This window comes from Micromonospora sp. NPDC049274, from assembly GCF_040678875.1.
In the GTDB taxonomy this organism is placed as follows: Bacteria; Actinomycetota; Actinomycetes; order Mycobacteriales; family Micromonosporaceae; genus Micromonospora.
In genome coordinates this window covers 197997-224455 of sequence record NZ_JBFAQS010000003.1, presented here as the reverse complement: position 1 = coordinate 224455, position 26459 = coordinate 197997, and the positions used below count along the sequence as shown (strand labels likewise).

Below are 26459 nucleotides of genomic sequence, written 5' to 3'. Positions count from 1 at the left end.
ACCGATGATCACCGACTGCCCGCGTCCCCCTTTCGCCCGGCGGCTTGACCCTCGACCCGGTCGAACCGGCACGGTCGGCGCCATGACCTCCTCCGCTCTGGGCCGGGACTTCCGGCTGCTCTGGACCGCCGCCGTCTCGTCGAGGTTCGGGGATGCTCTGCGTACGCCGGCTCTGGCCCTGCTGGCCGCGACGGTGACCCACGATCCCCGGATCATCGCGGCGGTCACCGTGGCCGGCCAGTTGCCCCCGCTGCTCTTCGGTCTGCTCGGCGGCGTGTACGCGGACCGCTGGGACCGGCGGCGGACGATGGCAGTGGTCGACGGGGTACGCGCGGCGGTGGTCGCGGCGCTGGCCGTGACGGTCGTCCTCGACCGGGCGGCCGTGGTGACGCTCCTGGCTGCCGCGTTCCTCCTCGCCGCGCTGGGCACCCTCTTCGACTCGGCCTCGTTCGCGCTGCTGCCCACCGTCGTGCCGCCGGCCGCGCTGCCCCGAGCGAACGGGCGGCTCCAGGCGGGAAGCGCGGTGGCGGGCGGTTTCCTCGGCGCGCCGGCCGCCGGCGTCCTGTTCGCCACCGCTCCCGCCCTGCCGTTCGCTCTGGACGCCGTCACGTTCGCGGTGGCAGCCCTGCTCGTGCTGGCCCTCGCTGGGCCGCCCGCCGGGAGCGCGGGGCCGGCGATCCGCCGCGGCTCGGTGTGGAGCGAGATCGTCGAGGGGATGCGCTGGCTGCGCGGGCACCGGACACTGTGGCGGGTCACCCTGTTGGCGGCCGCGTGCAACCTGGCGATCAGCGGCCTCATGGCGGTGCTGGTGCTCTACGCGCTGGACGTGCTGCGGGTGCCGCCGGCCGGATACGGACTGTTCGCGGCGGGCGCCATTCTCGGCGGCGTGGGCGGGGCGCTCGGGGCGGGGCGGCTCGCCGCCCGGCTGGGCACGGTGCCCGCGCTGCGGGCGGTGCTCGCGGCGCAGACCGTCGCGCTTGTCGGGTTCGCGTTGGCCCGGCAACCGGTGCCGGGCGGGATCGCGCTGGCCGTCTTCGCCGCCGGCACCGTCGTGTGGAACAGCCTGTCGGCATCGTACGGGCAGCGGCACGTGCCGGGCGGGTTGCTCGGTCGGGTGGGTGCCGCACAGCGCATGGTCGGGCTGCTCACCGCCCCGATCGGCGCGGCGCTCGCCGGGCTGGCCGCCGCCGCGTACGGGACGGCACCGGTGGCGGTCGCGGCGGCCGGCACGTTCGCGCTTGTCACGCTGGTGGCCTGGCGGACGCTTCGGCCGGTCGCGTCGGTGCCGACGGCCGCTGTGCCGACCAGCGATGCGGCAGTGGCCCGGCACTCGTCGCGGTGAACGACTCAGCTCGGTTCCCGGTGGGACAACCCGGACAGGCGCAGCGCGACCCGCCGACGGGCCGGTGGGACGGCGCCGACCAGCCGCAACAGCCCGTCGCGGAGCGGGCGGCGGGCCGGGGAGGCGGTGGCCATCCGGGTCAGCCCGGCGGCGAAGCTCAGCACGTCCTCGGCCATCGGGCGGTGTCGGGCGCTGTAGTCGTCGAGCAGCGTCTCCGGGCCACCGCCGAGCACGTCGGCGAGGGCGGAACCGACGGCCACGGCATCGCAGATGCCGAGGTTCATGCCCTGCCCACCGGCGGGGCTGTGCACGTGTCCGGCGTCGCCGGCCAGCAGCACCGGACCGGACCGGAAGGTGTCGGCGATCCGGTGCCGCACCAGGAACCGGGATCCCCAGAGCACGTCGGTCACCCGGTCGGGTCGCCGCGCCGGGCCGCGCTCGTCGAGGAGCGCCTGGAGGTACGCCGCGTCCGGCTCACGCGGCGCAGTCGGCACGGCGGCGACCAGCCGGACCACCCCGTCCGGCAGTGGTGCCCAGACCAGGGGCCCGGGGCGGGCGAGGAACAGCGCCGCCTCGTCGCGGGGCAGCACGCTGTCCACCCGCACGTCGGCGAGCACGAAGGACTCCTCGTCGCCGGGGCCGGCGAAGCCGATGCCGGCCGCCCGCCGGACCGTGCTGTGCAGGCCGTCCGCGCCGACCACGTACCGGGCGCGCAGCTCCGCACCGTCGACCCGCGCGAGCACCCCGTCGCCGGTCGGGGTCAGGTCGGTCAGGCGGCACGGCCGCCGCACCCGGACGCCGAGGTCGGCCAACCGGGCGACGAGCACGGCCTCGGTGACCGCCTGGGAGACCAGCAGCGCGTAGGGGAACCGGGACGGCAGTCGGTGGAACGGGACCGACAGCAGCGTCCGGTCCCGGTCGCGGACCGTGAAACGCGGCGCACGCACCCCCTGGGCCACCAGCGGCGCCGCGACGCCGATCCGGTCCAGCACCTCCAGGGTGTACGCGTGCACGACTGCCGCGCGGGACGTCTGCGGCGGTTCGGCCTGCTGGTCCAGCACTGTCACGTCGGCCCCGCGACGGGCCAGCGTCAGTGCGGTGGCGAGGCCGGTGGGGCCGGCGCCCACCACCAGGACGTCGGTATTCGTGGGCAGCACGGCCACCTCCGGAACGACTGTTGCCAACAGATGTTGGCAAACGCTCGTTGGCAACGCTAGGACCGCAGTCGTTGTGTGTCAACAGCCGTTGGCATACGGTCGTTGACATGACCGCGTCCACCCACCCGGCCCACCCCCGCCGCTCGGACGCCACCCGCGCGGCGATCCTGCGCGCCGCCCGCGAGCGGTTCGCCGCCGACGGCTACGAGCGCGCCACGATCCGGGCCATCGCCGCCGACGCCCGGATCGACCCGTCGATGGTCATGCGGTACTACGGCAGCAAGGAGGGCCTGTTCGCGGCGGCGGCCGAGTTCGACCTCCGCCTGCCCGACCTGACCGCCGTGTCGTCCGAGCAACTCGGCGAGGTCCTGGTTCGGCACTTCCTCGCCCGGTGGGAGGGCGACGAGACGCTCGTGGCGCTGCTGCGGGCCGCCAGCACAAATCCGGGCGCCACCGAGCGCATGCGCGGCATCTTCGCCGACCAGCTCACCTCGGCCGTGGCCACGTTCGGCACCGACCCTGCGCTGACCGCCCGACGTGCCGGCCTGGTGGCCAGCCAGATCCTGGGCCTCGCCCTCACCCGCTACATCGTCCGGCTCCCACCGATGGTGGACATGACCCCGGAGGAGCTGGTCTCCTGGACCGCACCGACCCTCCAGCGCTACCTGACCGGGCTGCCGCAGACCTGACCCAACCTTTTACCCCTGCCCGTGCGTCTGTCGAGTGACGCGCACCGCGACGGCCGGAAGGGGTGCGGATGGGATCGACGGCGAACGAAGGCCGCGACGGCTACCTCGCCTTCGTGGAGAGCAACCAGCACCGGCTCCTGCGCGCGGCCTTCCTGATCTGCGGCAACCGGCACCAGGCCGAGGACCTCCTCCAGGACGCCCTGCTGAAGTTGGCGCTGCGCTGGACCTCCGTCCGCGACGGCGATCCCGCCGCCTACGTACGGACCATCCTCTATCGGGACGCGGTGTCGTGGTGGCGTCGGCGACGACGGGAGTGGCTCAGCGCCGCGCCGCCGGAGCAGGTGGCCCCCGACCGTGACGGCGCCCTGCGGCTGACGCTGCACGACGCGTTGGGGCTGCTGCCGCCCCGGCAGCGGGCCGTCCTGGTGCTGCGCTACTACGAAGACCTGACCGAGGTCGCCACGGCGGAGGCGCTCGGGGTGACCGTCGGCACCGTGAAGAGCCAGTGCCACATGGCGCTGCGTCGGCTCCGCGAGGTGGCCCCCGATCTCACCGGCGACGGCCCACCGGCCCGCTCCGGCGACCCGACCACCGGCCTGGAGGTGAACCGGTGAACGAGCAGGATCTACGCCACCTCTTCGCCGTCAGTGTGGAGGACGTGCTGCCCAGCAGGCCCGCGACAGCCGGTTGGGACCGGGCGCGGCGCACCCGGCGTACCCGGCGGGCGGTCGGCGCGGCCGTCCTGGCCGTGGTGCTGGTCGGCGGTGCCACGGTGGCCGTCCGCCGGCCTTCACCCAGTCCGCCCCTGCATCACACGGTGGCGCCGACGGTCGCGCCCTCGCACGCCGGTCCGGTGCAGCGCCCGCCCGCCGAGCTGACCTTTCCCCCCGATCCGCTGAATCGGCTGACCGGCCCGGCGACCGTGCGACTGTCCGAGCGACCGGTCCAGCGGGCGCTGGCGCTCTTCCAGCCGGTGGACGAGGAGAACCGCGCGGACGGGCCGATCCGGATCCTCGGCGACGACGGCGTCGTCCGCAGCCTCGACGTGGTGACGCTGGCGCCCACCCGGGACGCCGACGGCAACGAGGCGACCGCTGTGAAGCCGGGAGTGTTGTCCCCGGACGGTCGCTGGGCGGCCTTCGCACAGACCAACGAGCTGATCATGATCGACCTCACCACTGCGGGCGTACGCCGGGTTCCGCTCGACGGCTACCTGGAGCTGGTGGTGTGGGCGCACGATCGGGTGCTGGTCGGCGGCGACAACCGGACGTACGCGGTGGAGCGCGACACCGAGGCGGCGGGCACCATCGACGTGTCGGCCTGGAACGTGGTCACACCCGACCCGGAGGCCGGCCGCGAGGCAGCGCTGATCGAAACGGTCGGCGAGCGGGGCAGCCTGGCGCTGCGGAGCCGCTCCGCGCGCGAGGCCACGATCCGCTCCGAACAGCGGATCACCGACGACGCGCTGCCCTCGCCGTACGAGGTCAACGAGTTCTACGGCCGGGGCTGGCTGCACGGCGGCCGGATGGCGACAGCGGCGTGGATCACCAACAACGAGATCGACGGCGCCGAGGGGGTGGCCGTGCTGGACTCCCGTACCGGCGCGGTGACCCACCTGCTCGACCTGGGTCGGGATCGCGCCAAGGGCTGCTGCCCGGTGTTGGGCTGGGACAACAAGGGCAACGTGCTGCTCCGCCTGGAACCGGCCGCCCTGGCCCGCTGGGACCCGGAGAGCGGCGAGATCACCGGAATGATCCGTGATCTGCGCGGCGTGCTGGTGCTGGCCGGCTGAGGGGGTGTCGAATGCTCAGCCGGCCAGCTTCCGGAGACCTGTCAGGCGGCGATGCCGCCGGGCTGGTCACCCTTGACCACGGGTGCCCGGACCAGGTTGCCCCACTCCGTCCACGAGCCGTCGTAGTTGCGCACCTGCGGGTAGCCGAGCAGGTGCCGCAGCACGAACCAGGTGTGGCTGGACCGCTCACCGATCCGGCAGTACGCGATCACGTCGTCGTCTGGGCTCAGCCCGAGCTGGTCGGCGTAGATGGCCTTCAGCTCGTCGGCGGACTTGAACGTGCCGTCCTCGTTCGCCGCGGACTTCCACGGCTTGCTGACCGCACCCGGGATGTGCCCGCCGCGCAGCGCGCCCTCCTGCGGGTAGTCGGGCATGTGCAGCATCTCGCCCGTGTACTCGCCCGGGGACCGGACGTCGACAAGCGGCCGTCCGACGGCGATGTGCGCCATCACCTGCTCGCGGAACGCCCGCAGCGGCGCGTCGTCGCGCAGCGGCACCGGGTAGTCCGCGCGGGGCCGGGCCGGCTTGTCGCGGGTCACCTCGCGCCCCTCGGCGATCCACTTCTGCCGGCCGCCGTCGAGCAGCCGCACGTCCGCGTGGCCGAAGAGCGAGAACACCCAGAGGGCGTACGCGGCCCACCAGTTGAAGTTGTCGCCGTAGAAGACCACCGTGTCGCCCCGACCGATGCCCTTCGCGGCGCACATCTCGGCGAAGCTCGTCGCATCGAGGTAGTCCCGGGTGACCTGGTCGTTCAGATCGAGGTGCCAGTCGACCTTGACGGCGCCGGGGATGTGACCGGATTCGTAGAGCAGGACGTCCTCGTCGGACTCGACCACGACGAGGCCCTCGTCGCCCAGGTGCTGGGCCAACCACTCGGTGGTGACCAAGCGCTGCGGGTCGGCGTACGCCTGGAGGCGGGGATCAGGATCGTTCGGCACAGACATGATCCCCAAGGTACGCCGGATCGCCGCCCGCGACCGCTGTAACAGGCCCGGCCCACCACCCGCACGGGATGGTGGGCCGGACCGTGGACGTCGTTCGGTTACCTCGCCGACTCGGCCTCGGCGGCTTCGGCGACGAGGAAGGTGTACGCGCGCTCCTGCGACACCGTCCCGTCCGCGAGGACGGTGCGGACCATCAGGGTGTGCGTGCCGGCCTGCTCCGGGGTCCAGGTGACGACTGCACCGCCGTTGATGTCGGCACCGATCACCTGCTCCGGGCCGTCGTCGAAGCGGTACCGGAACTCCGTCGTACCGGGCACCTTCGAGCTGATCAGGAAGTCGCCGGCCTGGCCCGGGCCGCCCAGCGGCTCGCTCGGGCCGTAGAGCAGCCCCTGGACGCTCGGCAGCAGGTCACGGACGACGAAGGTGAAGTTCGCCGAGTCCGACTGGGTGCCGTCCCGGTCGACACTCCAGACGGTGAGCGGAGTCAAACCCGCCTTCGTCGGCGCCCACGTCACCGAGGCGGTGCCGTCGGCCGCCGCAGCCACGGTGCTGGTCACCGTGCCGAAGCGGTAGCGGTAGCTGACCACGTCGGACTGGCGCGGAGTGAAGGTGAAGACCCCGGGAACGCCCTGGCCGCCACTGGTGGCACCCTGCTGGTAGACCGTCGCCGAGATCTTCGGTGCCGTGGTCAGTTGGAAGTTGCGCGTCGCCGTCGCGGTCACACCGTCGGCGGTCACGCTGGTAACCGAGAGGGTGCGGCTGCCGGCCCGGGTAGCGGTGACGGTGAACGTGGCGGTGCCGTCGGCCTCGGCCTGCACCGTCTGCTCCGGGTCGCCGTCCAGGCTGAAGCGGTAGCGGACCACCCCGGGCATCTGCGGCGCGACTGTGAACGTGGTCGGTACGCCGACCTCGGTGAGTCTGCCGGTGACGATCGGCGCGACGTCGCTGGCCCGGAATTCGTACCGTGCCTCAGGTGACCGGTTTCCGGCCGCGTCCACGCTCACCACGGTGAGGCTCCTGGGCCCGGCGTTCGGGGTGATGGTGACAGTGGCCGTGCCGCCGGGCCGGTCCGCCGACACCGTCGTCTCGAGTCCTCCGTCGAGCCGGTACCGGAAGGCGATCGCGTCCGCCGCCGCACCGGCGTCGAAGGTGAACTGGCCGGGCAGCGCCGGATGCCAGGTCCCGTCGGCGGGGAAGTCGGTGGAGGAGACGATCGGCGCGGTCGCCGGGCCCTGGAAGTCGGTACGGAAGTAGCAGAGGCCGCTCCACCCGCCGGTGGCCCGGCTGTCCGCCGCCCGCACCTGCCAGGCGTACACGCGGTCGTGCGTGAGGGTGTCGCGGTTGAAGATGACGCTGGCCCGCTCGCCGTCCCTACCGTTTCCGGTCCGCTCGACCCGGGCCGACGGCTCGTCGACGGGCCAGAGCGCGAAGGTGGTCGTCAGCAGGTCGGTGCCACCACCGCTGTTCTCGTCCTGGTCGTGCAGGATCGCGGAGAGCGCCAGGTCACCGCCCCGCTCGAACTGGTACGGCTCCGCAGTCGTGCACGGCGTCCCGGAGGTCTGCTGCTCGGTCGGCACGCCCGGCCGGTGGTTGTAGTCGATGGAGATGCCCGCCACACTGGCGTAGCGGCGACCCAACGCGGGATCGGCCTCCGCCCCGGCCGGCAACCGGAGCGCCAGGGTGAGCGTCGAGGCGCCCTCGGCAACCGCCTGCCGCAGCCCTTCGACCGCGTTCCACTCCACGTACGGCGCGGGGCAGCCGGCGCCGGCCGGCAGCGTGGCCGTGTCCAGCTTCGCCACCTCCGCCGGCGGCTTCGCCCAACTCGACGTGGCGCTGTAGGCCGCGGTGCGCCACAGCTCCACCCCCGGCCGCTTGGTGCAGTCGACGACCGAGGTCTCCTTGACGGAGAAGACGGCCGACTCGATCTCCGCTCCCCGGTAGCGGGAGATGTCGAACGTGAAGTAGGCGCGGGCGGTGTGCTTGCGCCCCCGGTCGTCCTTCCAGGACCCGACCGGCACGTCGCCGGCCTGGTCGATGGTGATCTTCGTGGGCCGGTGCGCGTCCGTGTAGGCCCACGAGTTGTTCTTCTCGTACCGCATGTCGTAGGCCGCTGCCGGCGTGGCCGTGAGCGTGAGCATCCCGCCGGCAACAGTCATGGACAGCGCTGTGGCCAGCAGCGCTCGGACCGGTCTTGCGGATGTCGTCGTGCTGGGCATGAGGGTCATCCCCCATCCACCTTTCCCCGATGTCCCCGCCTTCCGATCAGCGGGGGCAGCGGATGCTATCGGGGCCGGCCGACATCGGGCGACCCCGATTAGACGAAACGGTCCACCGTGGAGCTGGCCCGACCTGTTCAGGTGCGGCGGTGGACGATCCGCCCGGCTACCACGGTCACCAGGCAGGCGCCTTCGACGTCGTGCACCGCGAGGTCGGCCCGCCCGTCCGGACGCAGCGTCGGCGCCACGGCGGTGGGCAGCACCAGCAGGTCGCTCCGGTCGACGGCGGCCCGCAGCGACGGGTCGGCCAGGTGCTCGGCCAGCACCGCCGTCACCCCGTGCCGCAGCAACGCGTGCACCCGCTCGCGAGGGGTGGGCGCAGTCGGCAGCGGGCCGTCGTGCAGCAGGCCCGGACCCAGCACGCCCTGCCATCGGCGTACCCGCACCCCCGCGTACTTCTCGCTCAGCTCGGCGAGCGGACCCACCGCCTCGACCCGGTCGCCGCCGACCAGCACAGCCTGGCCCGGCACCGGTTCGCCGTCGGGGGTACGCCGGAGCAGCGGCGCGCTGTGCAGGGTGAGCACGCTCAGTCGGTGATCGGCCCGAGCAGCGGGCGCTTCGCGGTCACCGTGTCACCGGACGACCGACCGGTGAGCCGCCGCCTGATCCAGGGGGCCAGGTGCTGGCCGGCCCAGCGCAGGTCAGACGCGCGGGCGGCGAGCCACGGTGACGGCGCCGGATGCGGCGGGACCATCAGCCACTCCTCGTCGCAGCCCACGCCGAGCGCGTTCAGCACCTGCCCGGCGACCCGCCGGTGCCCGGCCGGGGAGAGGTGCAGCCGGTCGGTGCTCCAGAGCATCGGGTTAAGGAAGGTGTCGTCGGCGTACAGGTCGACCAGGATCGCGCCGTGGCGCTCGGCGGTCTCACCGACCGCCTGGTTGAGCAGTTCCACGCGGGGAGCCACGAGACGTTGACCGGGCAGTCGTGCCATCACGTCCGCGAATCGGAACAGCAGCACGTCCGCGCCGCCCGAGCGCAGCTGCCGGACGACCTCGTCGAAGCGGGACACCAACGTGTCCGGGTCGAAACTGCGCCGCAGCACGTCGTTGCCGCCGGCCGCGAAGCTGATCAGATCGGGCCGCATGGCCACCGCGGAGGGCACCTGCTCGGCCACCACGCTGGGGAAGAGCCGCCCCCGGATGGCCAGGTTCGCGTACCGGAAGTCGGGGCCGGCCTCGGCGGCGAGGCGGGTCGCCACCAGATCCGCCCAGCCCCGGTAGGTGCCGTCCGGGTACGCGTCGTCCATACCCTCGGTGAAGCTGTCCCCGACCGCGACAAAACTGCGCCAGCGCACCCCGCGCCCCCCTCACCCGTTGCCTGCGGCGACCAGTCTTCCACCGGCGGTACGCCGGACGACGCCCCGATCCGCCGACGTGGCGGATCGCACTTGATCGACACGAGATCGCCGAAATCGCGGTATCACTTCGCCTCGGACACCGCAGTTTCGGTGAACTCGCGTGGATCACCGCGGCATCAGTCGTCTATCCGGCTGGTGGCGGAGTGTCGTGGCTCGCATTCAGGCCCCACAATGGGGGCCGGTCACCGGACCGCGCTGTGGGGAGGGCCCAGTTGAGTCAGGCAAGCGAGCCGAGCCCCGCCGGGCCGGCCCCAGCGATGCCCACATCGCCGCGCAACCCACGGACCCGTCAGATCCGGCTCGTGGGGCTCGTCGTCGCGCTGGCCGTCCTGGCCGCCGCCCTCGTCCCGATCGTCCTCGCGATGGGCCCGCCGACCCGCGACGAACTGCTGGAGGACGCCGGCCTCAAGGGCAAACAGCAGCTCGTCATCGGCGTGAAGGACGACCAGCCCGGCATCTCGCTGCACCTCCCGAACAACACCTGGAAGGGCTTCGACGTCGACATCGCGTACATGATCGCGGGGTACCTCGGGTTCGACCACTCCCAGGTGCGGTTCCTGCCGATCGAGAGCGAGGACCGGGCCCGCCGGCAGGCCCGGGACAATGACGGCTTCGTCACGGTCGACCTGGTCATCGCCTCGTACAGCATCAACGCGAAGCGCGAGGAGGAAGGTGCCGTCTTCTCCGCGTCGTACCTGCACACCGAGCAGTCGGTGGTGACCTTGGAGAGCTACGCCGGCCAGGTGAGCAGCCTGGAGGATCTGACCGGGCAGACGGTCTGCTCGCTCACCACCTCGACGTCGATCCAGCGACTCGGTGAGGCCGGCGCGAAGCCGGTGGGCCGCAACCGGATCAGCGAGTGCATCCAGGAGATGCACGACGGCAAGGTGAAAGCCGTCACCACCGACGCGGCGATCCTCGCCGGCTTCGTCACCGGGGACCGAGAGGGCACCGACGGTCAACGCTTCCCGGTCACGCTGAAGAACGTGAAGCCACTCAAGCACTGGGACATCGGCTCATCCCCGCGGGAGCGGTGGGGTGTCAACACCGGCCCCAACAAGGCGCTGCGTGACCTGGTCGACCTCGCCCTCTACGAGTCGGCGAAGGACGAGAACAACTCGACCTGGGAGAACGCGTACAACGCCAACCTGCGCTGGCAGCAGGGGTACAACCTCCCGCAGCCGGTCGCGGAGCAGCAGCAACCCGATCCGAGGAAGGTGGAGGTGCGACAGTGGCCGTGGGAGAGGATCGCGCTGCCACCTCCGGCGTACCCCGGATCACCACCATCTCCGACAAGGCCGTCCGCCCGCGCCGGATGGCGGGGGCGCGGCAGGCGCAGCAGTGGCTGCTGACCCTCCTCCCCACCTTCCCCGTCCTGCTCCTGGTGCTGCGGCTGTGGCAGCTCAGCCAACAGGACATGTCCACGATGCTGCTGCTGGTCCAGTACGTCAGCCCACTCGGCCTGCTCAGCGCCCTGCTGATCGCCCTGGTGTGGGCGTTCCCCGTGGTCGTGCTCACCTTCGGCGTCCTCGGTCGACTGCTCCGGCTCAGCGCTCCGGACCGGTTCGACCCGGAACGGTCCCTACTGGCCTCCGGGACAGCACGCACCCCGGGCTGGGTGATCACCGCAGCCGTCGCGTTGGGGGCGCTCACCTGGCAGCTCCGCTTCCTGCCGTCGCTGCTCATGCTCGGCCTCTGGCTGCTGGCGCTGCGCACCCGCTACCTGCACCCCGACCAACCGACCCGGGTCCTGGTGGTCAGCGTGGCCCTGCCGCTGGCGGCGGCGGTCCTGGCGTACACCGTGCTGGGCCCGGCCATCTGGGCGGCGTACCGGAATGACGAGCTGGCCACCGCCGCGCTGCTGGCGGTGCCGCCCGCCGCCACCCTGCTGCTCACCGGCCCGATCCCCGGCTGGATCGCCCCGACGCTTACCCACGGCCTGGCGTTCACTGTCGCCGCCGTGCTCCCGGTGGTGATGGGCGCGGTCTTCCTCCGGGTGCCGCTGCTGCCCACCGCCGCCGTCGAGGTGGTGCCGAAGGAACCGACCGCGACGGCCCCGCAAGCCTCAGCCTCGCCAGCCCCGGGCGGCCCGGCCTCGCGCTCGTCGGGAGGCACGGCCGAGGCCTCGCCCGGTCCGAGGAACGGCGGCGCGGCAAACCCGGACGGCCGCCCGTCGGCCGCCGACGGCAGGCAGGTGGTGCTCGGCGCGCTCATCGCGGTGACCGACACGTCGACGATCGTGCTGGACCGGACCGCCACCGTACGGTTCCTGCCCAACGGGTGGGTCGAGTCGCAGGTCCTCTGCCCACAGCCGGCGGCGGTTCCGTACAGCCTGGTGTCGGTGCGTGGCTGGCCGGTGGAGGAGACCGCGCTGAACTGGATGATGCCCCGGCGGCCGGTGGTCGACCCGGACGTCCGCTGCGAGGGCCGCCTCCCCGGCGTCAGGTGACTCCAGCGGCAACCTGCCGTCGGGCAACGCGGCCGAATTGGATCGTGGAGTCGGGACTCGCGGTACTAATCTGCGCGAATGCTGCTACGCATGTCGACCCTGTTGCTGCGGACCCTGCGCGAGGATCCGGCCGACGCGGAGGTGCCGAGCCATCGGCTGCTGCTGCGCGCCGGTTACATCCGTCGCGCCGCGCCGGGCGGCTACACGTGGCTGCCGCTGGGCAAGCTGGTGCTGGACCGGATCACCGAGGTGGTACGTGCCGAGCTGATCGCGATCGGCGACCAGGAGGTGCACTTCCCGGCGCTGCTGCCCGCCGAGCCGTACCGGACCAGTGGCCGGTGGACGGAGTACGGCGACCTCCTCTTCACCCTCGCCGATCGGCGCGGCGCCGAGCACCTGTTGGCGCCCACCCACGAGGAGATGGCGGCGCTGCTGGTCAAGGACCTGTTCACCTCGTACCGGGATTTTCCGGTGACGCTGTTCCAGGTGCAGACGAAGTTCCGCGACGAGGCGCGGCCCCGGGCCGGCCTGCTGCGCGGCCGCGAGTTTCTGATGAAGGACGCGTACTCCTTCGACCTGGACGAGGCGGGGCTGCGGGACGCGTACGCCCGGCACCGGGCGGCGTACCAGCGGATCTTCGACCGGCTGGGCCTGGACCACACTGTGGTGCACGCGATGTCCGGTGCGATGGGCGGCTCGGCCTCGGAGGAGTTCCTGGCCGCGACCCCGGTCGGTGAGGACACGTACGTCGGTTGCACCGCGTGTGACTACGCGGCCAACACCGAGGCTGTCGTCACCCGGGCACCCGCCGCCGGCGACCCCACCACCGCACCTCCGGCCGAGGTGCACGACACGCCGGAGACCGCGACGATCGCCAGTCTGGTCGAGGTGGCGAACGCCCGCCGCCTCGGCGACCGGGCCGACTGGAGCGCCGCCGACACGCTGAAGAACGTGGTGCTGACCGTTCGTCAGCCGGGCGCCGAGCGGGCCGAGCTCCTGGTGATCGGGCTGCCCGGTGACCGGGAGGTCGACCTGAAGCGCCTCACGGCCGCGTTGGAGCCGGCCCAGGTGGCCGTCTTCGACGAGTGGGCCGGGCATCCGGAGCTGGTGCGCGGGTACATCGGACCGCAGGTGCTCGGCAAGCTTGGTATCCGCTACCTCGTCGATCCCCGGGTGGTGACCGGCTCGGCGTGGCTGACCGGGGCCAACGAGCCGGGTCGGCACGCGACGGGGGTGGTCTGCGGACGGGACTTCACGCCCGACGGCACGGTGGAGGCGGCCGAGGTGCGGGCCGGCGACAGGTGCCCCGACTGCGGCGACGGCGAGCTGACCATCCGGCGAGGCATCGAGATCGGGCACATCTTCCAGCTCGGTCGCCGCTACACCGACGCGTTCGCTGTCGACGTGCTCGGGCCGGCCGGCAAGCCGGTCCGGCCCACAATGGGTTGCTACGGCATCGGGATCTCCCGGGCGGTCGCGGCCATCGCCGAGCAGCACCACGACGAGCGGGGACTCGTCTGGCCGGCGGCGGTCGCGCCGTGCGACGTACACCTGGTGGTCGCCGGCAAGGGCCCGCAGCTGCACGCGGCGCTGGACCTCGGCGGACGCCTGGCCGCCGCCGGCCTGCGGGTGCTTGTCGACGACCGGACGCACGTCTCGGCCGGGGTGAAGTTCACCGACGCGGAGCTGATCGGCATCCCGCGCACCGTCGTGGTCGGCCGCCGACTGGCCGACGGGTACGTGGAGTTGCGCGAGCGGGCCGGCGACGGGCGCGCGGAGCTGCCGGTGGACGCCGTGGTGGAGCGGATTGTCGACGACGCACGCCGGGAGCGTGGGAACCTGGTGTAGCCGCCGCGTCACGGGGTAGTGCAGTCGGATCGGGTGATACGTCTTCGGAGGATCTCATGACCGGTTACCGGGTCAGCGACGTGATGACCAAGCAGGTGGTGTACCTGTCGGCCGAGACCACCCTGGACGAAGCGGCCAGGGTGATGAAGGAGGCGGACATCGGCGACGTGGTGGTCACCGACGGCGCCACCCTCGCCGGCATGCTCACCGACCGGGACATCGTGGTGCGGGCGGTGGCCGAGAACAGCTCACCGGCGTCCACCACCATCGGCTCGATCGTCACCCGCGAGGTGGTCATGATCGAGCAGCACTGCACGGCGGGTGAGGCCGCGGCGCTCATGCGGGACCGGGGCATCCGTCGGGTGCTGGTCTGCGACAGCGACCGCAAGCTGGTGGGGATCGTCTCGCTCGGCGACCTGGCCATGCAGCTCGACCCCACCAGCGCGTTGAGCGAGATCAGCGAACAGTCGCCGACGGTCTAGGAACGGCCGGCGGTAGCCTCGACTCATGGCTGACATGCCGGCCCGACTGGCCGAGATCGTCGACGAGTTCGCTGCCGCGCCACGCGACCTGGTGCTGGAGATGCTGCTGGAGTACGCCGACGTCATCCCGCCGCTGCCCGCCGACGCTGCCGGGCACGAGGGCATGGAGCAGGTGCCCGAGTGCCAGACAGCGTTCTTCCTGCGCGCCCAGGTGGCAGCGGACGGGACCGTCGAGACCCTCTTCGACTGCCCGCCGGAGGCGCCCACCACCCGGGCGTTCGCCGGGATCCTCGCCGAGGGTCTGGCCGGCGCGAGCGCCGAGGAGGTGCTGGCCGTGCCGGACGACCTCTACCAGCGGATGGGCCTGGCCCAGGCGATCAGCCCGCTGCGGGTACGCGGCGGCACAGCGATCCTGGGCCGGCTCAAGCGGCAGGTCCGGGAACAACTCGACTGAGCGGGCAGTTGCCACCGATCATGGAGATCGAGATCTACGCCGACGTCGTCTGCCCGTGGTGCTACCTCGGCAAGCGACGACTGGATGAGGCAATCGCCCGCTACGACGGCGAGGTGACCGTCCGGTACCGGCCGTTCCAGCTCGACCCGTCGCCGGTGCCGGCGCCCCGCCCGGTCATCGACGCGCTGGCGGAGAAGTTCGGCGGGCCGGAGCGTGCCCGGCAGATGATCGCGCGGGTGGTCCAGGCTGCGGCGGGTGACGGGCTTCGGCTGGACTACGACCGCGCGGTGGCCGCGAACACCTTCGACGCGCACCGCCTGGTCGCCTACGCCGCCGAGCACGGTCGCGCAGCCGAGATGGTGGAGGCGCTGTACCAGGCGCACTTCACCGAGGGCCTCGACCTCGGCTCGCGGGAGGCGCTGGCCACCGTCGCCGTCGGGATCGGTCTGGACGCCGCCGACGCCCGTCGGTTCCTCGACTCCGGCGAGCGGACCGCCGAACTCGCCGCCGAGTTGGCCGCCGCCCGCGACCTGGGCATCACGGGCGTACCGACCTTCGTGCTGGCCGGGAAGTACGCGGTGAGCGGCGCTCAGGAGACGGAGACGCTCCTCGCCGCGCTGGCCGAGGTCGAGCAGCGGGAGGCCGCAGCGCGCTAGCGATGTTTCACGTGCAACGGTATCGATGTCGGTGCCTGGTCAGGCAGGCCTGGCCAGGCCCTCCACCACCTGCGCACCCGGCAGGGCGCCCAGCGCCGGCCCCGGCAGCGCGATCTTGCTGTGCCGTACGCCCGACCCGATGATCACGTGCGGGGTGGCGATCACCCGCGCGTCCACGAGGATCGGCCACTGGGCCGGCAGCCCGATCGGGGTGATGCCGCCGTACTCCATGCCCGTCAACTCGACCGCGTCGTCCATCGGAGCGAAGCTCGCCTTGCGCACGTCCAGTGCCCGTCGGGCCACACCGTTCACGTCGGCGCGGGTGGTGGCCAACACGATGCAGGCCGCGTAGCGGACCACACCCTCGCGCTTCCCGGCCACCACGACACAGTTGGCCGACACGTCCAGCCCCACCTCGTACGCCGTACAGAACGCCGCCGTGTCGGCGAGATCGGCGTCGATCGGCGCGACCAACACGTCGTCGACGTCCACCGGCGCGTCGGCGGGCCACTGGGCGATCGCCTCCGCCACCGGGGCGGCGAGCAGATCCAGGCGGGCTCGGGCCGGTTCGGTCTTCAACGTTCCCATCACGGGTGCGATCCTCGCACCCGCGCCGCCGGATCGCCCGCCGACTCCCGGGCCGTCTCGTGACACCACCTCCACGTCGCGGCTCAACTGCCGGCGAGGAACGCGTTGTCGCGCAGGAAGGAACGGTCGCGGGCGGCCGCCAGTTCCTCCTCGCGCCGGGCCCGGGCCCGCTGAAGTTCCAGGTCCTCGAGCGCGTGCCGGACGCCCAGCCGGATCACGCCGTAGAGGAAGACGAAACCGAAGACGTAGAGGATCACCGTGGTGACGACAACGAACATGGCGTCACCGTAAGACGAACGTGAACCGGCGTCCCTCTCATCTCCGCGTGGTTCCCCCGTACGTGTCCGCGAGGTGGTCGGCCCAGGTACGCGTACCGCGCGGCAGCGCCTCGGTGACCAACCCACCGGCGCGTAGCTCACGACCGAGCCGGCCGGGAATCCGTACCGGCAGCAGCGGTCGGCGTGACCCCCGCGCCTCCCGCCAGGCACGGACCGCCTCGTCGAAGCGGAGCACCTGTGGCCCACCGAACTCCTCGATGCCACCGAGCGGGCCGGCGGCCAGCCGGGCCGCGAGCCGGGCGGCCACCTCGACGGGGTCGACCGGCTGGGCGAGCACCGCCCGGTCACCGAGCACCGGACCCAGCCGCGCGCTGGTCGCCAAGAGATCGTCGAGGAACTGGGGAAACTGGGTGGCGCGCAGCACCGACCACGGCACCGGACCGGCCGCGACCACCTGCTCGGCCGCCAGCTTGTGCCTGTAGTACGGGATCGGCACCCGGTCCACCCCGACGATCGAGATGTAGACCAGGTGCGGGACGCCGGCCGTGGCGGCGGCCACCACCAGCCGACGGGTGCCCAGCACGTCCACCTGGTGGGTACGCCCCCGGGGTGAGGACGCCAGGTGCAGCACCGCGTCCACCCCGGTCACCGCCTCGACCAGCCCGTCCCCGGTGGCCAGGTCGACCACGACCCACTCCACGTCCGAGCCGGTACGCGGCCGGCGGCTGCTGGCCCGCACACGCATGCCGTCGTCGCGCAGCCGCGCCAGCACGTCGCTCCCCAGACGACCACCAGCCCCGGTGACCAGAACCCTCATCGTCCCCTCCTCCTCCGCGGACCCGTCGTGCTGATGACGGCCGCGCGACGGCACACGTGACGGCTCACCCCGAACGGATCAGGTCCAGCACGGTCAGCAGCGCGAAGAACGCGATCACGATCTCGTTGACGATCCAGGAATGTCCCTCGGCCCACTCCCGCATCCGGCTCAGCACACGCGCCGCCTTCTCCCCGAGCAGCACCAACGCCAGCAACGGCACCGCGAGCAGGAGCACGGTGAGCAGCACGAACGGCACCAGGTGCCACCACGGGAGGTTGTGTCGGGCCACTGTCGCGCCCACCGTCGCCATGGTGAGGTCGTCGGTGGGTGTCACCACGAAGAGGAGCGCCCCCGTCCGCGCGGCCCAGCGTGGACCGGCGTGGCTGACACTGCCCAACCAGCGCGGTGGCCCGGACCGGTTGCGGCGCAGCCAGACCACCAGGGCCAGGCTCACCAGCAGCGCGAGCACCACCAGGTCGATGGCCGGGCCACGATCGATCCTGCTGGCGGCCTCGCTGGCGTCGGTCGCCAACCCGCCCAGCAACCGGGTCAGCAACCAGCTCACTGTCACCCCGGCGGCGACCACCAGGCCGGCGCCGGCGAGGAAGCCCAGCGACGCGGCCCGGGGCCGGTCGGACGACGCGAGGAAGACCGCCACGACCAGTTGGGTCCCGGCGACCATCACCACGGCCAGCGGCAGGACGGTCAGGAAGTTCATCGCCTGCCATCCTCGCGCCCACCTCGCACGGCCACGGCGGATCCCCGGCGGATCACCCACCCGGCCGTGGGGTCCCGTCCACCACCACCCGGCCGGCCAGCAGCACGCCGAGCAGTGCCAGGCCGGCCGCCACCACCAGGGTCGCCACGTAGCTGGCGGGGCCGGGCGCGCTCCCGGCTGCCAGGACGGCACCGGTGAGCGCCAGCACGGTCGCCGCGAAGAGCGAGTCGCCCAGTTGCAGCGACGAGCTGTTGCGCCCCTGCTCGCCGGGCGCGGACAGCTCCAGGGTGAGCACCGACAACGACGGGTAGAGCAGGCCCATGCCGAGCCCCGCCACCGCCCAGCCCAGCACGGCGACGGCCACCGGCAGCTCGGGTCGCACTACCAGCGCCACAGTCGCGGTGCCGGCCGTGATGCAGCACAACCCGACGCGGGGCAGGGTGGCCCGGGAGCCCGGCTGCGCGAAACGGCCCTGCGCCCAGGAGCCCACCGACCAGGCCAACGCGCCTACCGTGAGAACGAGGCCGGCCGCGGTAGGCGACAGTCCCCGCTCCCGGGAGAGCATCAACGGGATGACCACCTCCGCGCCGACGAACGCCGCCGACGCCAGACCGCGCAGACCGACAACTGTGGGCAGCCCGCGGGCCGCCCGCAGGAACCCCGGTGGCAGCAGTCGCGGAGCGCAGACCAGCAGGCCGGCCAGGGCGACCGCGATCACCGCCGGGGCCGCCGCGCCGCGCTGCTGTCCCCCGATGTGCAGCAGTGCGGCGCTCACGCCCGCCCCACAGGCCCAGCCGATGCGGGCCACCGCGCCGGCCGGCGGCCGGGTCGGCACGGTCCGGTCGAGCGACCGCAGACCCGGATGGATCAGCAACACCGCCGGTACGGCCACCGCCGGCACCACGAGAAAAACCCAACGCCAGCCCAGGTATTCGACAATCAGGCCGGCGAGCGCCGGCCCGACCAGCGACGGTACGACCCACGCCGCCGCGAACGCGGCGAAGATCCGCCGATGCAACTCCTCCGGGTACGCCTGCCCGACGATCACGTAGAGCGCCACCGACAGCAACCCGGAGCCGAACCCCTGTACGACCCGTCCGACCACCAGCGCGGTCATCACCGGCGCGGTTCCGGCGATCAGCAGCCCGACCACGAACCACCCGACGCCGTGCCACATCGGTCCTCGGGGTCCCCGTGCGTCACACCAGATCCCGGAAACGACCATGGCCAGCACACCGGCGGCGAACGGGCCACCGAACGCGATGCCGTACAGCGCCAAACCGTCCAGGCTGCGCGCGACTGTCGGCATGGCAGTCCCGACCGCCAACGCCTCGAACGCCAGCAGCGACACCAGGGCGACGCTGCCCACAGTCATCGCCCGCAGCCGGGGTGCGAACAGCCCCGCGGGGGCCGGTACGGGGGTGGCGGTTCGGCTCGACATGCACCGAGCCTGCGACCTCAACCCGCATTCATGTCAACAGGTGGTGACCCGACTCTCGTCAGGCTTCCTGGAGCGCCTCCCCGACGCCGCGTACCAGTCCCGACAGGTGCTGGTCCGCCAGGACGTGCCCGGCGGTGATCACCAGGGCGAGCGGCCATTCGATCACCTGCAACGCGGCCAGCACACCGAGCCCTGCGTAGTAGGCGATCTTGTCCGGTGGTGGCACCGCCACCTCGCCCAGCATCGGCAGTTCGAACCGCCGTCGATACATCCGCACGTTCTCGTGTGCGCCGTTGAGATGTCGCGTCAAGGTGCTCATTCCGGCCTCCCCCGTGTCCGGTGATGGTCGTCGGTTTCCACAGCCCACCCCGTCCATGCGCGGCCGACCCGGCAAAGTTCCGGCGCTCCAAGGGGCATAACGGACGCCAGGTCGGGAAGCCAGGCCGCCGGACGTGAAGCGGTGGGAGGACGAGATGACCGACGGCACCAGCAGCGACAACGGGACGTCGGGTCGGCGTCCGTCCGGCCGTACGCCTCGATGACGGCGGCGGGTCGCGTCGTCGGCCGCCTGCTGCCGTCCATCGGCGTGCCGCACCTGGTCGGGGAGGCGTCCCGGACCGTCGGGTCCGCGGCGACCCGGCTGGCTCAGACGGCCGGGCTGACCCGGCGTCGCGTCTGGTCGCGCCCCGGCCGACACCACATCGAGGTGCACGGCGTCTGTCAGGACGGCGGCGACCGGTTGGCCCGGCAGGTGGAGACCGCGTTGGAGCGGGTGCCCGGGGTGGCCTGGGCCCGGGTGAACGCCCCGTCCGGCCGGGTGGTGGTGGCCGTACAGGCGCCCGAGCCGAGACTGCGGGACCTCATCGCCGCAATCGACCGGATCGAGCGGACCTGCGACCACGAGCCGGACCCGGAGATCCCGCCCCCGCACCCGCCCGAGGAGGGGCCTCGCACTCCGCGCACCCTGGGCGCACTCGCCTCGGACGCGCTGGGCCTGACCATCTCGGCGGCCACCCGACTCCTGCCGTTCGCGCCGCTGCCCGGCGAGGTCGCCGGCCTGCTGGCCGCCGGTGACCTGCAACCGAAGCTGCACGCGTTCGTGGGCCGGCGGCTGCGGTCCGACCCCCGCGCCGACGTCATCTTTCCGCTGGCCGAGGCTGTGGTGCAGGGTCTGACCGGCCGTTGGACGGGGATCGTTCTCGACGGCGCCCAACGGATGGTGCAGTGGAGCGAGGCGCGGGCCCAACTCACCGCGTGGGAGAAGGCCGAGCCCCGGCTGACCGGTGACCCGGAGCGCGCCACCGCGCGGTGGCCGGCGGTCGACCGTCCCCGCCCGAAGCCGGACGGCCCGGTCGAGCGCTACATCAACCGGATGTTGGCCGCCGGCACGGCGGCCGCGGTGGCCGCGACGCCGTTCGCCGGGCGCAAGCGAGCCGCCGCGCTGGGCCTGTCCGCGCTGCCCAAGGCCCCGGGCAGCGGACGAGAGGGGTACGCGGCACAGCTCGGCCGGGTCCTCGCCCGGCGCGGGGTGATCGCGATGGACCGTGGCGTGCTGCGGGAGCTGGACCGGATCGACACGCTGGTGCTGGACGCCGCGGTGCTCGGCTCGGAGCGGGGCGTCCTCGCCGACCTGGCCCCGGCGTCCGAGGTGGACATTGACGAGGTGGCGGATCAGGCGTTCGCGCTTTTCGATCCGACCGACCCGACCGGTTCACGGGAGCGGGACGGCTGGCGGCTGGCACCCCTGGACCACCTCCAGGCCGGCGGTCCCGGTGACGTACCCGACGGCGAGCGGCTGCGCGCGGCGGGCGGGCAGTTGCTCGGGCTCACCCACTCCGACCGACTCGCGGCACTGCTGCGGGTCGAACCCGAGCCCGCGCCGGGTGTCGACGGCCTACCGGCCGCCGCCCGGCACGCCGGCCTGAAGCTGATCGTGGCCGGCGGCGACGAGCAGCGGTACGGCTTCGCCGAGGCGCTACTGCCCGGCGGGGATCACCTGGCCGACTCCGTACGCGCGTTGCAGCGCGACGGGGCGGTGGTGATGCTGGTCTCCGGGGACCGGGCGGCGCTCGGCGCGTCCGACTGCGGGCTGGGCATGTCCGCTCCGGACGAGCTGCCCCCGTGGGGTGCGCACCTGCTGGTCGGCACCGACCTGCGGGTGGTGGCCCTGGTCATCGAGGCGACCGGGGCGGCCCGGCGGATGACGCAGCAGAACATCAAGCTCGCCATGGCGGGCACCGGACTCGGGGCGCTGGGCGCGTTCACCGCCCCACCGACCCAGCTGCCTCACCGGTCGCTCGTCGCGGTCAACGGCGCGGCAGGGTTGGCCTTCGCCAACGGGGTCTGGCAGGCCCGCCGGTTGCCCGACCGGTCGGACACTCCGGCGCCGGTGGCGACCGCCTGGCACCTGATGCCGGTCCGGACCGTGCTCGACCGCCTGGGCACCACGCCGGACGGGCTGGCCAGCGCGGAGGCGCACCGCCGACACGACGGTCAGGGGCCGGGCGGCGGCGACACACCCGCCGGTGGTGGCCTGCTGCGGGCGTTCCTGGACGAGCTGTCCAACCCGCTCACCCCCGTACTGGCCGCCGGGGCGGTGCTCTCCGCGTCGTTCGGCTCACTTGTCGACGCCGCGTTGGTGGGCAGCGTCGTCGGCGGGTCGGCCCTGATCGGGGCGGTGCACGAACGCAACACCGAACGGTCGCTGGCGGAGCTGCTGTCCCGTTCGGCGGTGACCGCCCGGGTTCGCCGCGACGGCGCCGAGCGGGTCGTCGCGGCCGAGGACCTCGTGCTCGGAGACGTCATCACCCTCGAACCGGGAGATTCGGTGCCGGCGGACTGCCGGGTGCTCGAATCGGTCGGGTTGGAGGCGGACGAGTCGTCGCTGACCGGCGAGTCGCTGCCGGTCGCCAAGAGCAACCGCGCTGTCGTCGCCGCGGCCATCGCCGACCGGCACTCCATGCTGTACGAGGGCACCACGGTCGCCGCCGGCCACGGAACCGCCGTCGTGGTGGCGACCGGCGTCGACACCGAGTCCGGGCGCAGCCTGGCGCTGGTGAAGCAGGCGCCCCCGACCAGCGGAGTGGAGGCCCGGCTCGGCTCGTTGACAAGCGCCGCCATCCCGTTGGCCGCCGGGTCGGCGATAGCGGTGGCCGGCGCGGGGCTGCTGCGGGGCGTACCGCTGGCCGAGACGGCGGCGACCGCCGCGAACCTCGCCGTGGCGTCGGTGCCCGAGGGGCTGCCGTTTCTCGTCAGCGCCGCGCAGCTGGCTGCCGCCCGGCGGCTGGCCGAGCACGGCGCGTTGGTCCGCAACCCGCGCACCATCGAGGCGTTGGGCCGGGTCGACGTGCTCTGCTTCGACAAGACCGGCACCCTCACCGAGGGTCAGTTGCTGCTCGCCGGGGTCGGCGACGGGGTAGGCGACCGGTACGCCCCGGTGGACCGGCTCGACGACCGGCTCCGGTTGACCCTCGCCACGGCGCTGCGGGCCACCCCCGCCGCGGCCAAGCCGGAGGATTTGGCGTTGCAGACCGACCGTGCGGTCCGGCGGGGCGCCGCCACGGCTCAGGTGGTGGAGCAGACCGGCGCCGCCGGCTGGCGCGCGGCCGGTGGGCTGCCGTTCGAGCCGTCCCGCGGCTATCACGCGAGCATCGGTGAGACCGAGGGTCGCCTGCTGCTGAGCGTCAAGGGCGCCCCGGAGACGGTGCTGCCGCGCTGCGCGACACGGCGTATGGACGGTCGGCAGGAGCCGCTCGACGACGCCGGCCGCGCGGAACTGCACCGCCTGCTGGCCGACCGGGCCGGAGCGGGGCACCGGATCCTGGCCGTCGCGGAGTGCCAGGTGGACGCCGCGCAGGTCACCGACGCGGACGTCCGCGGGTTGACCTTCGTGGGGTTCCTGGCCCTCGCGGACGGGGTCCGGGAGAGCGCCGCCCCGGCGGTACGCCGGATCCGGCAGGCAGGCGTCCACACCATCATGATCACCGGTGACCACCCGGCCACGGCCGAGGCGATCGCCGCCACCATCAGCGAGCACGACGAACAGCGGGTGGTCACCGCCACCGAACTCGACCAACTCGACGACGACGCGCTCGCCGAACGGCTGGCCCACACCGACGTGGTGGCCCGCTGCACCCCGGCGCACAAGGTGCGCATCATCCAGGCGTTGCAGAAGTGCGGGCGCACCGTGGCGATGACCGGCGACGGCGCCAACGACGCTCCGGCGATCCGGCTGGCCGACGTCGGCATCGCCCTCGGTCAACGCGGCACGCCAGCGGCCCGGGCCGCCGCCGACCTGGTGGTCACCGACGACCGGTTGGAGACCATCATCGCCACACTGGTCGAGGGCCGCGCGATGTGGTCGTCGGTCCGCCACGCGTTGAGCATCCTCGTCGGCGGCAACCTCGGCGAGATCGCGTTCAGCGTGCTCACCGCCGCGGTAACCGGCCGTTCCGCCCTCACCGGCCGGCAACTGCTGCTCGTCAACCTGCTCACCGACCTGGCGCCCGCGTTGGCCATCGCCGTCCGCCCACCCGCCTCGGACCGCACCGACGGGCTGCTCCGGGAGGGCCCCGACCAATCGCTCGGCGAGACCCTCACCAGGGAGATCGGGCTCCGCGCGGCGTCCACCACGCTGGGCGCGACAGTCGGCTGGACGTTGGCCCGGTACACCGGACGCCAGCGCCGGGCCGGAACTGTCGCCCTCGTCTCGCTCGTCGGCACTCAGCTCGGCCAGACCATCCTGGCCGGCGGCACCAGCCCGGCCGTGCTGGCGTCCACGGCGGCGTCGCTGGGAGTGCTGGTCGTGGTGGTGCAGACGCCGGGGGTGAGTCAGTTCTTCGGCTGCACACCGCTCGGCCCGGTGGGCTGGACGATCGGCGCCGGTTCGGCGCTCGGCGCGACCTTCGCCAACGGGGCGCTCACCAAACTGGTGGAACACCTCCCGTCGGCGCGACCAGACCTCGCGCAGCCCAGTCCCGAGGAGACCACCCCTTCCGGGGCTGAGGCTTGAGCGGGACCGGCTGGGGTACCGGAGCCGGAGGGAGGTGCACATGACGGCCGAGCATCCACAGGTGACGTTCATCGGCACCGCGACGACAGTGTTGCGGATCGGCGGGTTCACCCTGCTGACCGACCCCAACTTCCTGCATCGCGGCCAGCGGGCGTACCTCGGAAAGGGTCTGTGGTCGCGCCGACGCACGGACCCGGCGCTGCGGATCGCCCAGCTTCCCCACCTGGACGCCGTGGTCCTGTCCCACCTGCACGGCGACCACTTCGACCGGGTGGCCCGCCGGGAGTTGGACCGGGAACTGCCCATCGTCACCACGCCCGCCGCCGAACGCAAGCTGCGCCGCTGGGGCTTCCGCGCCGCCGAGGGCCTGCCGACCTGGTCGTCACGAGAGCTGCACCGCGACGGTACGACAGTGCGGCTGACCTCGATGCCCGGCAAGCACGGCCCCGGCGCGCTGGACCGGCTGCTGCCCGACGTGATGGGCACGATGATCGACGTGGAACGTGGCGGGCGGCGCGAGTTCCGGCTGTACGTCACCGGCGACACGCTCAACCGGCCGCTGCTCACCGACATCCCCGAGCGCTACCCGGACATCGATGCGATGCTGATCCACCTCGGCGGCACCAAGATCGCCGGAATCCTCGTCACCATGGACGCTCGGCAGGGCGCCGACCTGGTGGAGTTGGTCCGCCCGAAGCTGACGGTGCCGATCCACTACGACGACTACCCGGTCTTCCGCTCCCCGCTGGCGCACTTCGTCGACGAGGCCCGCCGTCGCGGCTGGGTTCGGCAGGTACGCACCATCGCCCGCGGCGAGACCGCGCCCCTCACGCCGCACGTGTGAGCGGTCGTTCGCATCCGACGCCGCTGGCCTTCGCCAGCCGACCATCACCGGCGACAAGTGGGCAGGCCAGCAACTCCGCCGCCGCGACGGGGCGGAGCCCCACGGTCTACCGAGTGGGCGGAAGGACCCCGTCCGCGGTGTATCGCTCTCCTTCGTCGCCCTGGAGGTTGGCTCGCAAGTCCTCGGCGAGGGCTCCGAACTCCCGGTACGGGTCGCTGGCGAAGTGACCCTCGATGTTGATGCCACCTTCGAACCAGGTCAGCGAAACCACGCTTCCGTCAACGCAGGTGTACTCGAAGATGGGCTGGCGGTCCTCATCCCAGCCGAGCCATCCGTCTGCCCTGAGCGCGGGGTTGCTCTCCGCGTAGGACAGCCATTCCTCCAGAGCGATGGGATGCTCTTCGCTGTCGTAGTACTCCTCGGCCCGGCCGATGTGTACCTCGTATCCCACGCTTCCTCCGCGTAGTGAGCTGCCCTGCCTTGGAGAAGCGCAGGATACCGGCACATCAGTTGCCGGCCGGCCCGGCCGATGCCGGCCGGAGGTCGCCAGCAGGCCGGGGCCGGGCAGACGCAGCCCGCTTGCGGCTGCCTTGATCTGGTGGAGCGGAATCCGGCAACCAACTGCTACCGGTGCTTGTCCCGTCACGGGAGATGCTTGACGCTCGTGTCCCACCTGATGCCCGACATGATCCTCAAGGCGCTCGCGGAGGCCTTCACGGTGGCCGACGGTAGGGGCCGCGGTGAGGGACAATGCGCCGATGGACGATCACCGACGCTGCCGTCTCTTCGTCAGCGACGACGAGCTGGAGCTTGCCGGTCCGCCGGCTGCGCTCCGCGCCCTCAGCCGGCTGCTACGCCATCATGCTGAGCCCCTTGAGGTGGCGGTGACCGACGGGGCCGTCAGTCAAGAGGCGACCGCGGGCCCGCTGCTTGTCAGTCTGCAAGGCGGGACCAGGCTGCATTTCTCCGGCGGGAGTGAGTATCTCGACATCATCTGGGACGCGCTCGATGGTGTGGCTGAGCAAGCCGAGACCGCCGATGACCGGACCGTCCACCGGCATCAGCACATCGAGTATTTTCCTGGTGACGAATACCGCTCGCCGGACTCAGTCCCATTGGTCATCGCGTCCGACTGGCCAGAAGCGTAGGTGCACGACTGGGGTGCGGTGGCACTGACTGTAACCAGGGCAACTGAGCAACCAAGGCCGACTGTCGCGCATGTGCTGGGACTGATCTGTCAAGCATCAGGTGGGACCAGACAACTGCTACCGGTGCTTGGCCGACCGCTTCGGGTGAGGGTGACCCAGCGAGGACGG

Annotated in this window: 25 protein-coding genes and 1 pseudogene; 13 read left to right on the top strand and 13 right to left on the bottom strand. The window is 72.5% G+C overall.

Annotated features, from left to right (window positions below):
- Nucleotides 1–82 precede the first annotated feature (82 nt).
- On the top strand, nucleotides 83–1342 hold the full coding sequence (locus AB0K10_RS07455; RefSeq protein ID WP_363680899.1) for an MFS transporter: 1260 nt from the start codon (nucleotides 83–85) through the stop codon (nucleotides 1340–1342).
- 5 nt (nucleotides 1343–1347) lie between these two features.
- Here AB0K10_RS07455 and AB0K10_RS07450 read toward each other — a convergent pair whose 3' ends face one another.
- Nucleotides 1348–2499, bottom strand: coding sequence for an FAD-dependent oxidoreductase (locus AB0K10_RS07450; RefSeq protein ID WP_363680897.1), 1152 nt, complete (start codon nucleotides 2497–2499; stop codon nucleotides 1348–1350).
- Between the two features lie 107 nt (nucleotides 2500–2606).
- Between AB0K10_RS07450 and AB0K10_RS07445 the strand changes: the two genes are divergently transcribed.
- The 3 genes from AB0K10_RS07445 to AB0K10_RS07435 all read left to right on the top strand — a co-directional run bounded on the left by AB0K10_RS07445 (nucleotide 2607) and on the right by AB0K10_RS07435 (nucleotide 4980).
- Nucleotides 2607–3188: a TetR family transcriptional regulator gene (locus AB0K10_RS07445; protein ID WP_363680895.1), complete on the top strand. Its 582-nt coding sequence runs from the start codon at nucleotides 2607–2609 to the stop codon at nucleotides 3186–3188.
- A 68-nt stretch (nucleotides 3189–3256) separates the two neighbouring features.
- The gene (locus AB0K10_RS07440; protein ID WP_363680893.1) at nucleotides 3257–3802 is read left to right on the top strand and encodes a SigE family RNA polymerase sigma factor; all 546 of its coding nucleotides are present in this window, start codon (nucleotides 3257–3259) and stop codon (nucleotides 3800–3802) included.
- The gene (locus AB0K10_RS07435) at nucleotides 3799–4980 is read left to right on the top strand and encodes a hypothetical protein (RefSeq protein WP_363680891.1); all 1182 of its coding nucleotides are present in this window, start codon (nucleotides 3799–3801) and stop codon (nucleotides 4978–4980) included. Before AB0K10_RS07440 ends, AB0K10_RS07435 begins: the two co-directional genes overlap by 4 nt.
- A 41-nt stretch (nucleotides 4981–5021) precedes the next feature.
- Here the strand turns inward: AB0K10_RS07435 and AB0K10_RS07430 are convergent, their stop codons facing one another.
- From AB0K10_RS07430 to AB0K10_RS07415, 4 genes are all read right to left on the bottom strand, one after another.
- The gene (locus tag AB0K10_RS07430) at nucleotides 5022–5924 is read right to left on the bottom strand and encodes a sulfurtransferase (RefSeq protein WP_266247570.1); all 903 of its coding nucleotides are present in this window, start codon (nucleotides 5922–5924) and stop codon (nucleotides 5022–5024) included.
- 98 nt (nucleotides 5925–6022) lie between these two features.
- The gene (locus AB0K10_RS07425; RefSeq protein WP_363680889.1) at nucleotides 6023–8149 is read right to left on the bottom strand and encodes a hypothetical protein; all 2127 of its coding nucleotides are present in this window, start codon (nucleotides 8147–8149) and stop codon (nucleotides 6023–6025) included.
- A gap of 128 nt (nucleotides 8150–8277) precedes the next feature.
- Nucleotides 8278–8724, bottom strand: coding sequence for a hypothetical protein (locus tag AB0K10_RS07420; protein ID WP_363680887.1), 447 nt, complete (start codon nucleotides 8722–8724; stop codon nucleotides 8278–8280).
- Nucleotides 8725–8726: 2 nt separating this feature from the next.
- The gene (locus AB0K10_RS07415; protein ID WP_363680885.1) at nucleotides 8727–9494 is read right to left on the bottom strand and encodes an SGNH/GDSL hydrolase family protein; all 768 of its coding nucleotides are present in this window, start codon (nucleotides 9492–9494) and stop codon (nucleotides 8727–8729) included.
- 365 nt (nucleotides 9495–9859) lie between these two features.
- On the opposite strand from AB0K10_RS07415, the gene AB0K10_RS07410 reads away from it, so the two are divergent.
- The 6 genes from AB0K10_RS07410 (at nucleotide 9860) to AB0K10_RS07385 (ending at nucleotide 15446) form a co-directional block, all read left to right on the top strand.
- Nucleotides 9860–10909 carry a transporter substrate-binding domain-containing protein gene (locus AB0K10_RS07410; protein WP_363680883.1) on the top strand — a complete coding sequence of 350 codons (1050 nt, stop codon included), beginning with the start codon at nucleotides 9860–9862 and terminating at the stop codon, nucleotides 10907–10909.
- The gene (locus AB0K10_RS07405; RefSeq protein WP_363681420.1) at nucleotides 10795–12006 is read left to right on the top strand and encodes a hypothetical protein; all 1212 of its coding nucleotides are present in this window, start codon (nucleotides 10795–10797) and stop codon (nucleotides 12004–12006) included. The genes AB0K10_RS07410 and AB0K10_RS07405 overlap by 115 nt, the downstream gene beginning before the upstream one ends.
- Nucleotides 12007–12084: 78 nt before the next feature.
- A complete protein-coding gene (locus AB0K10_RS07400; RefSeq protein WP_363680881.1) occupies nucleotides 12085–13854 on the top strand; it encodes a proline--tRNA ligase in 1770 nt (589 codons plus the stop codon).
- A gap of 56 nt (nucleotides 13855–13910) precedes the next feature.
- Complete coding sequence (locus AB0K10_RS07395) at nucleotides 13911–14336, top strand: CBS domain-containing protein (protein ID WP_363680879.1); 426 nt, start codon at nucleotides 13911–13913, stop codon at nucleotides 14334–14336.
- 25 nt (nucleotides 14337–14361) lie between these two features.
- Complete coding sequence (locus AB0K10_RS07390) at nucleotides 14362–14790, top strand: SufE family protein (protein WP_363680877.1); 429 nt, start codon at nucleotides 14362–14364, stop codon at nucleotides 14788–14790.
- Between the two features lie 20 nt (nucleotides 14791–14810).
- On the top strand, nucleotides 14811–15446 hold the full coding sequence (locus tag AB0K10_RS07385) for a DsbA family oxidoreductase (protein WP_363680875.1): 636 nt from the start codon (nucleotides 14811–14813) through the stop codon (nucleotides 15444–15446).
- A gap of 39 nt (nucleotides 15447–15485) precedes the next feature.
- Here the strand turns inward: AB0K10_RS07385 and AB0K10_RS07380 are convergent, their stop codons facing one another.
- The 6 genes from AB0K10_RS07380 to AB0K10_RS07355 all read right to left on the bottom strand — a co-directional run bounded on the left by AB0K10_RS07380 (nucleotide 15486) and on the right by AB0K10_RS07355 (nucleotide 19664).
- Nucleotides 15486–16034 (bottom strand): YbaK/EbsC family protein, encoded by a 549-nt coding sequence (locus tag AB0K10_RS07380; RefSeq protein ID WP_363681418.1) that lies wholly within the window; start codon nucleotides 16032–16034, stop codon nucleotides 15486–15488.
- Nucleotides 16035–16117: 83 nt separating this feature from the next.
- The gene (locus AB0K10_RS07375; RefSeq protein WP_234584465.1) at nucleotides 16118–16312 is read right to left on the bottom strand and encodes a hypothetical protein; all 195 of its coding nucleotides are present in this window, start codon (nucleotides 16310–16312) and stop codon (nucleotides 16118–16120) included.
- A gap of 37 nt (nucleotides 16313–16349) precedes the next feature.
- On the bottom strand, nucleotides 16350–17129 hold the full coding sequence (locus AB0K10_RS07370) for an NAD(P)H-binding protein (RefSeq protein WP_363680873.1): 780 nt from the start codon (nucleotides 17127–17129) through the stop codon (nucleotides 16350–16352).
- Nucleotides 17130–17193: 64 nt separating this feature from the next.
- Nucleotides 17194–17847 (bottom strand): GAP family protein, encoded by a 654-nt coding sequence (locus AB0K10_RS07365; RefSeq protein ID WP_363680871.1) that lies wholly within the window; start codon nucleotides 17845–17847, stop codon nucleotides 17194–17196.
- A 52-nt stretch (nucleotides 17848–17899) separates the two neighbouring features.
- Complete coding sequence (locus AB0K10_RS07360) at nucleotides 17900–19288, bottom strand: MFS transporter (RefSeq protein WP_363680869.1); 1389 nt, start codon at nucleotides 19286–19288, stop codon at nucleotides 17900–17902.
- A gap of 58 nt (nucleotides 19289–19346) precedes the next feature.
- On the bottom strand, nucleotides 19347–19664 hold the full coding sequence (locus tag AB0K10_RS07355; RefSeq protein ID WP_363680867.1) for a hypothetical protein: 318 nt from the start codon (nucleotides 19662–19664) through the stop codon (nucleotides 19347–19349).
- Between the two features lie 162 nt (nucleotides 19665–19826).
- On the opposite strand from AB0K10_RS07355, the gene AB0K10_RS07350 reads away from it, so the two are divergent.
- Together AB0K10_RS07350 and AB0K10_RS07345 are read left to right on the top strand one after the other, a co-directional pair.
- Nucleotides 19827–24299, top strand: a complete 4473-nt coding sequence (locus tag AB0K10_RS07350; protein ID WP_363681416.1) for an HAD-IC family P-type ATPase — start codon at nucleotides 19827–19829, stop codon at nucleotides 24297–24299.
- A gap of 40 nt (nucleotides 24300–24339) precedes the next feature.
- The gene (locus tag AB0K10_RS07345) at nucleotides 24340–25143 is read left to right on the top strand and encodes an MBL fold metallo-hydrolase (protein WP_363680865.1); all 804 of its coding nucleotides are present in this window, start codon (nucleotides 24340–24342) and stop codon (nucleotides 25141–25143) included.
- Here the strand turns inward: AB0K10_RS07345 and AB0K10_RS07340 are convergent.
- Together AB0K10_RS07340 and AB0K10_RS07335 are read right to left on the bottom strand one after the other, a co-directional pair.
- A pseudogene (locus AB0K10_RS07340) lies at nucleotides 25127–25231 on the bottom strand (VapC toxin family PIN domain ribonuclease); the annotation flags it as partial. The gene AB0K10_RS07345 and the pseudogene AB0K10_RS07340 overlap by 17 nt on opposite strands.
- Before the next feature lie 18 nt (nucleotides 25232–25249).
- The gene (locus AB0K10_RS07335) at nucleotides 25250–25594 is read right to left on the bottom strand and encodes a hypothetical protein (RefSeq protein WP_363680863.1); all 345 of its coding nucleotides are present in this window, start codon (nucleotides 25592–25594) and stop codon (nucleotides 25250–25252) included.
- A gap of 307 nt (nucleotides 25595–25901) precedes the next feature.
- On the opposite strand from AB0K10_RS07335, the gene AB0K10_RS07330 reads away from it, so the two are divergent.
- Nucleotides 25902–26291, top strand: coding sequence for a hypothetical protein (locus AB0K10_RS07330; protein ID WP_363680861.1), 390 nt, complete (start codon nucleotides 25902–25904; stop codon nucleotides 26289–26291).
- Nucleotides 26292–26459 lie beyond the last annotated feature (168 nt).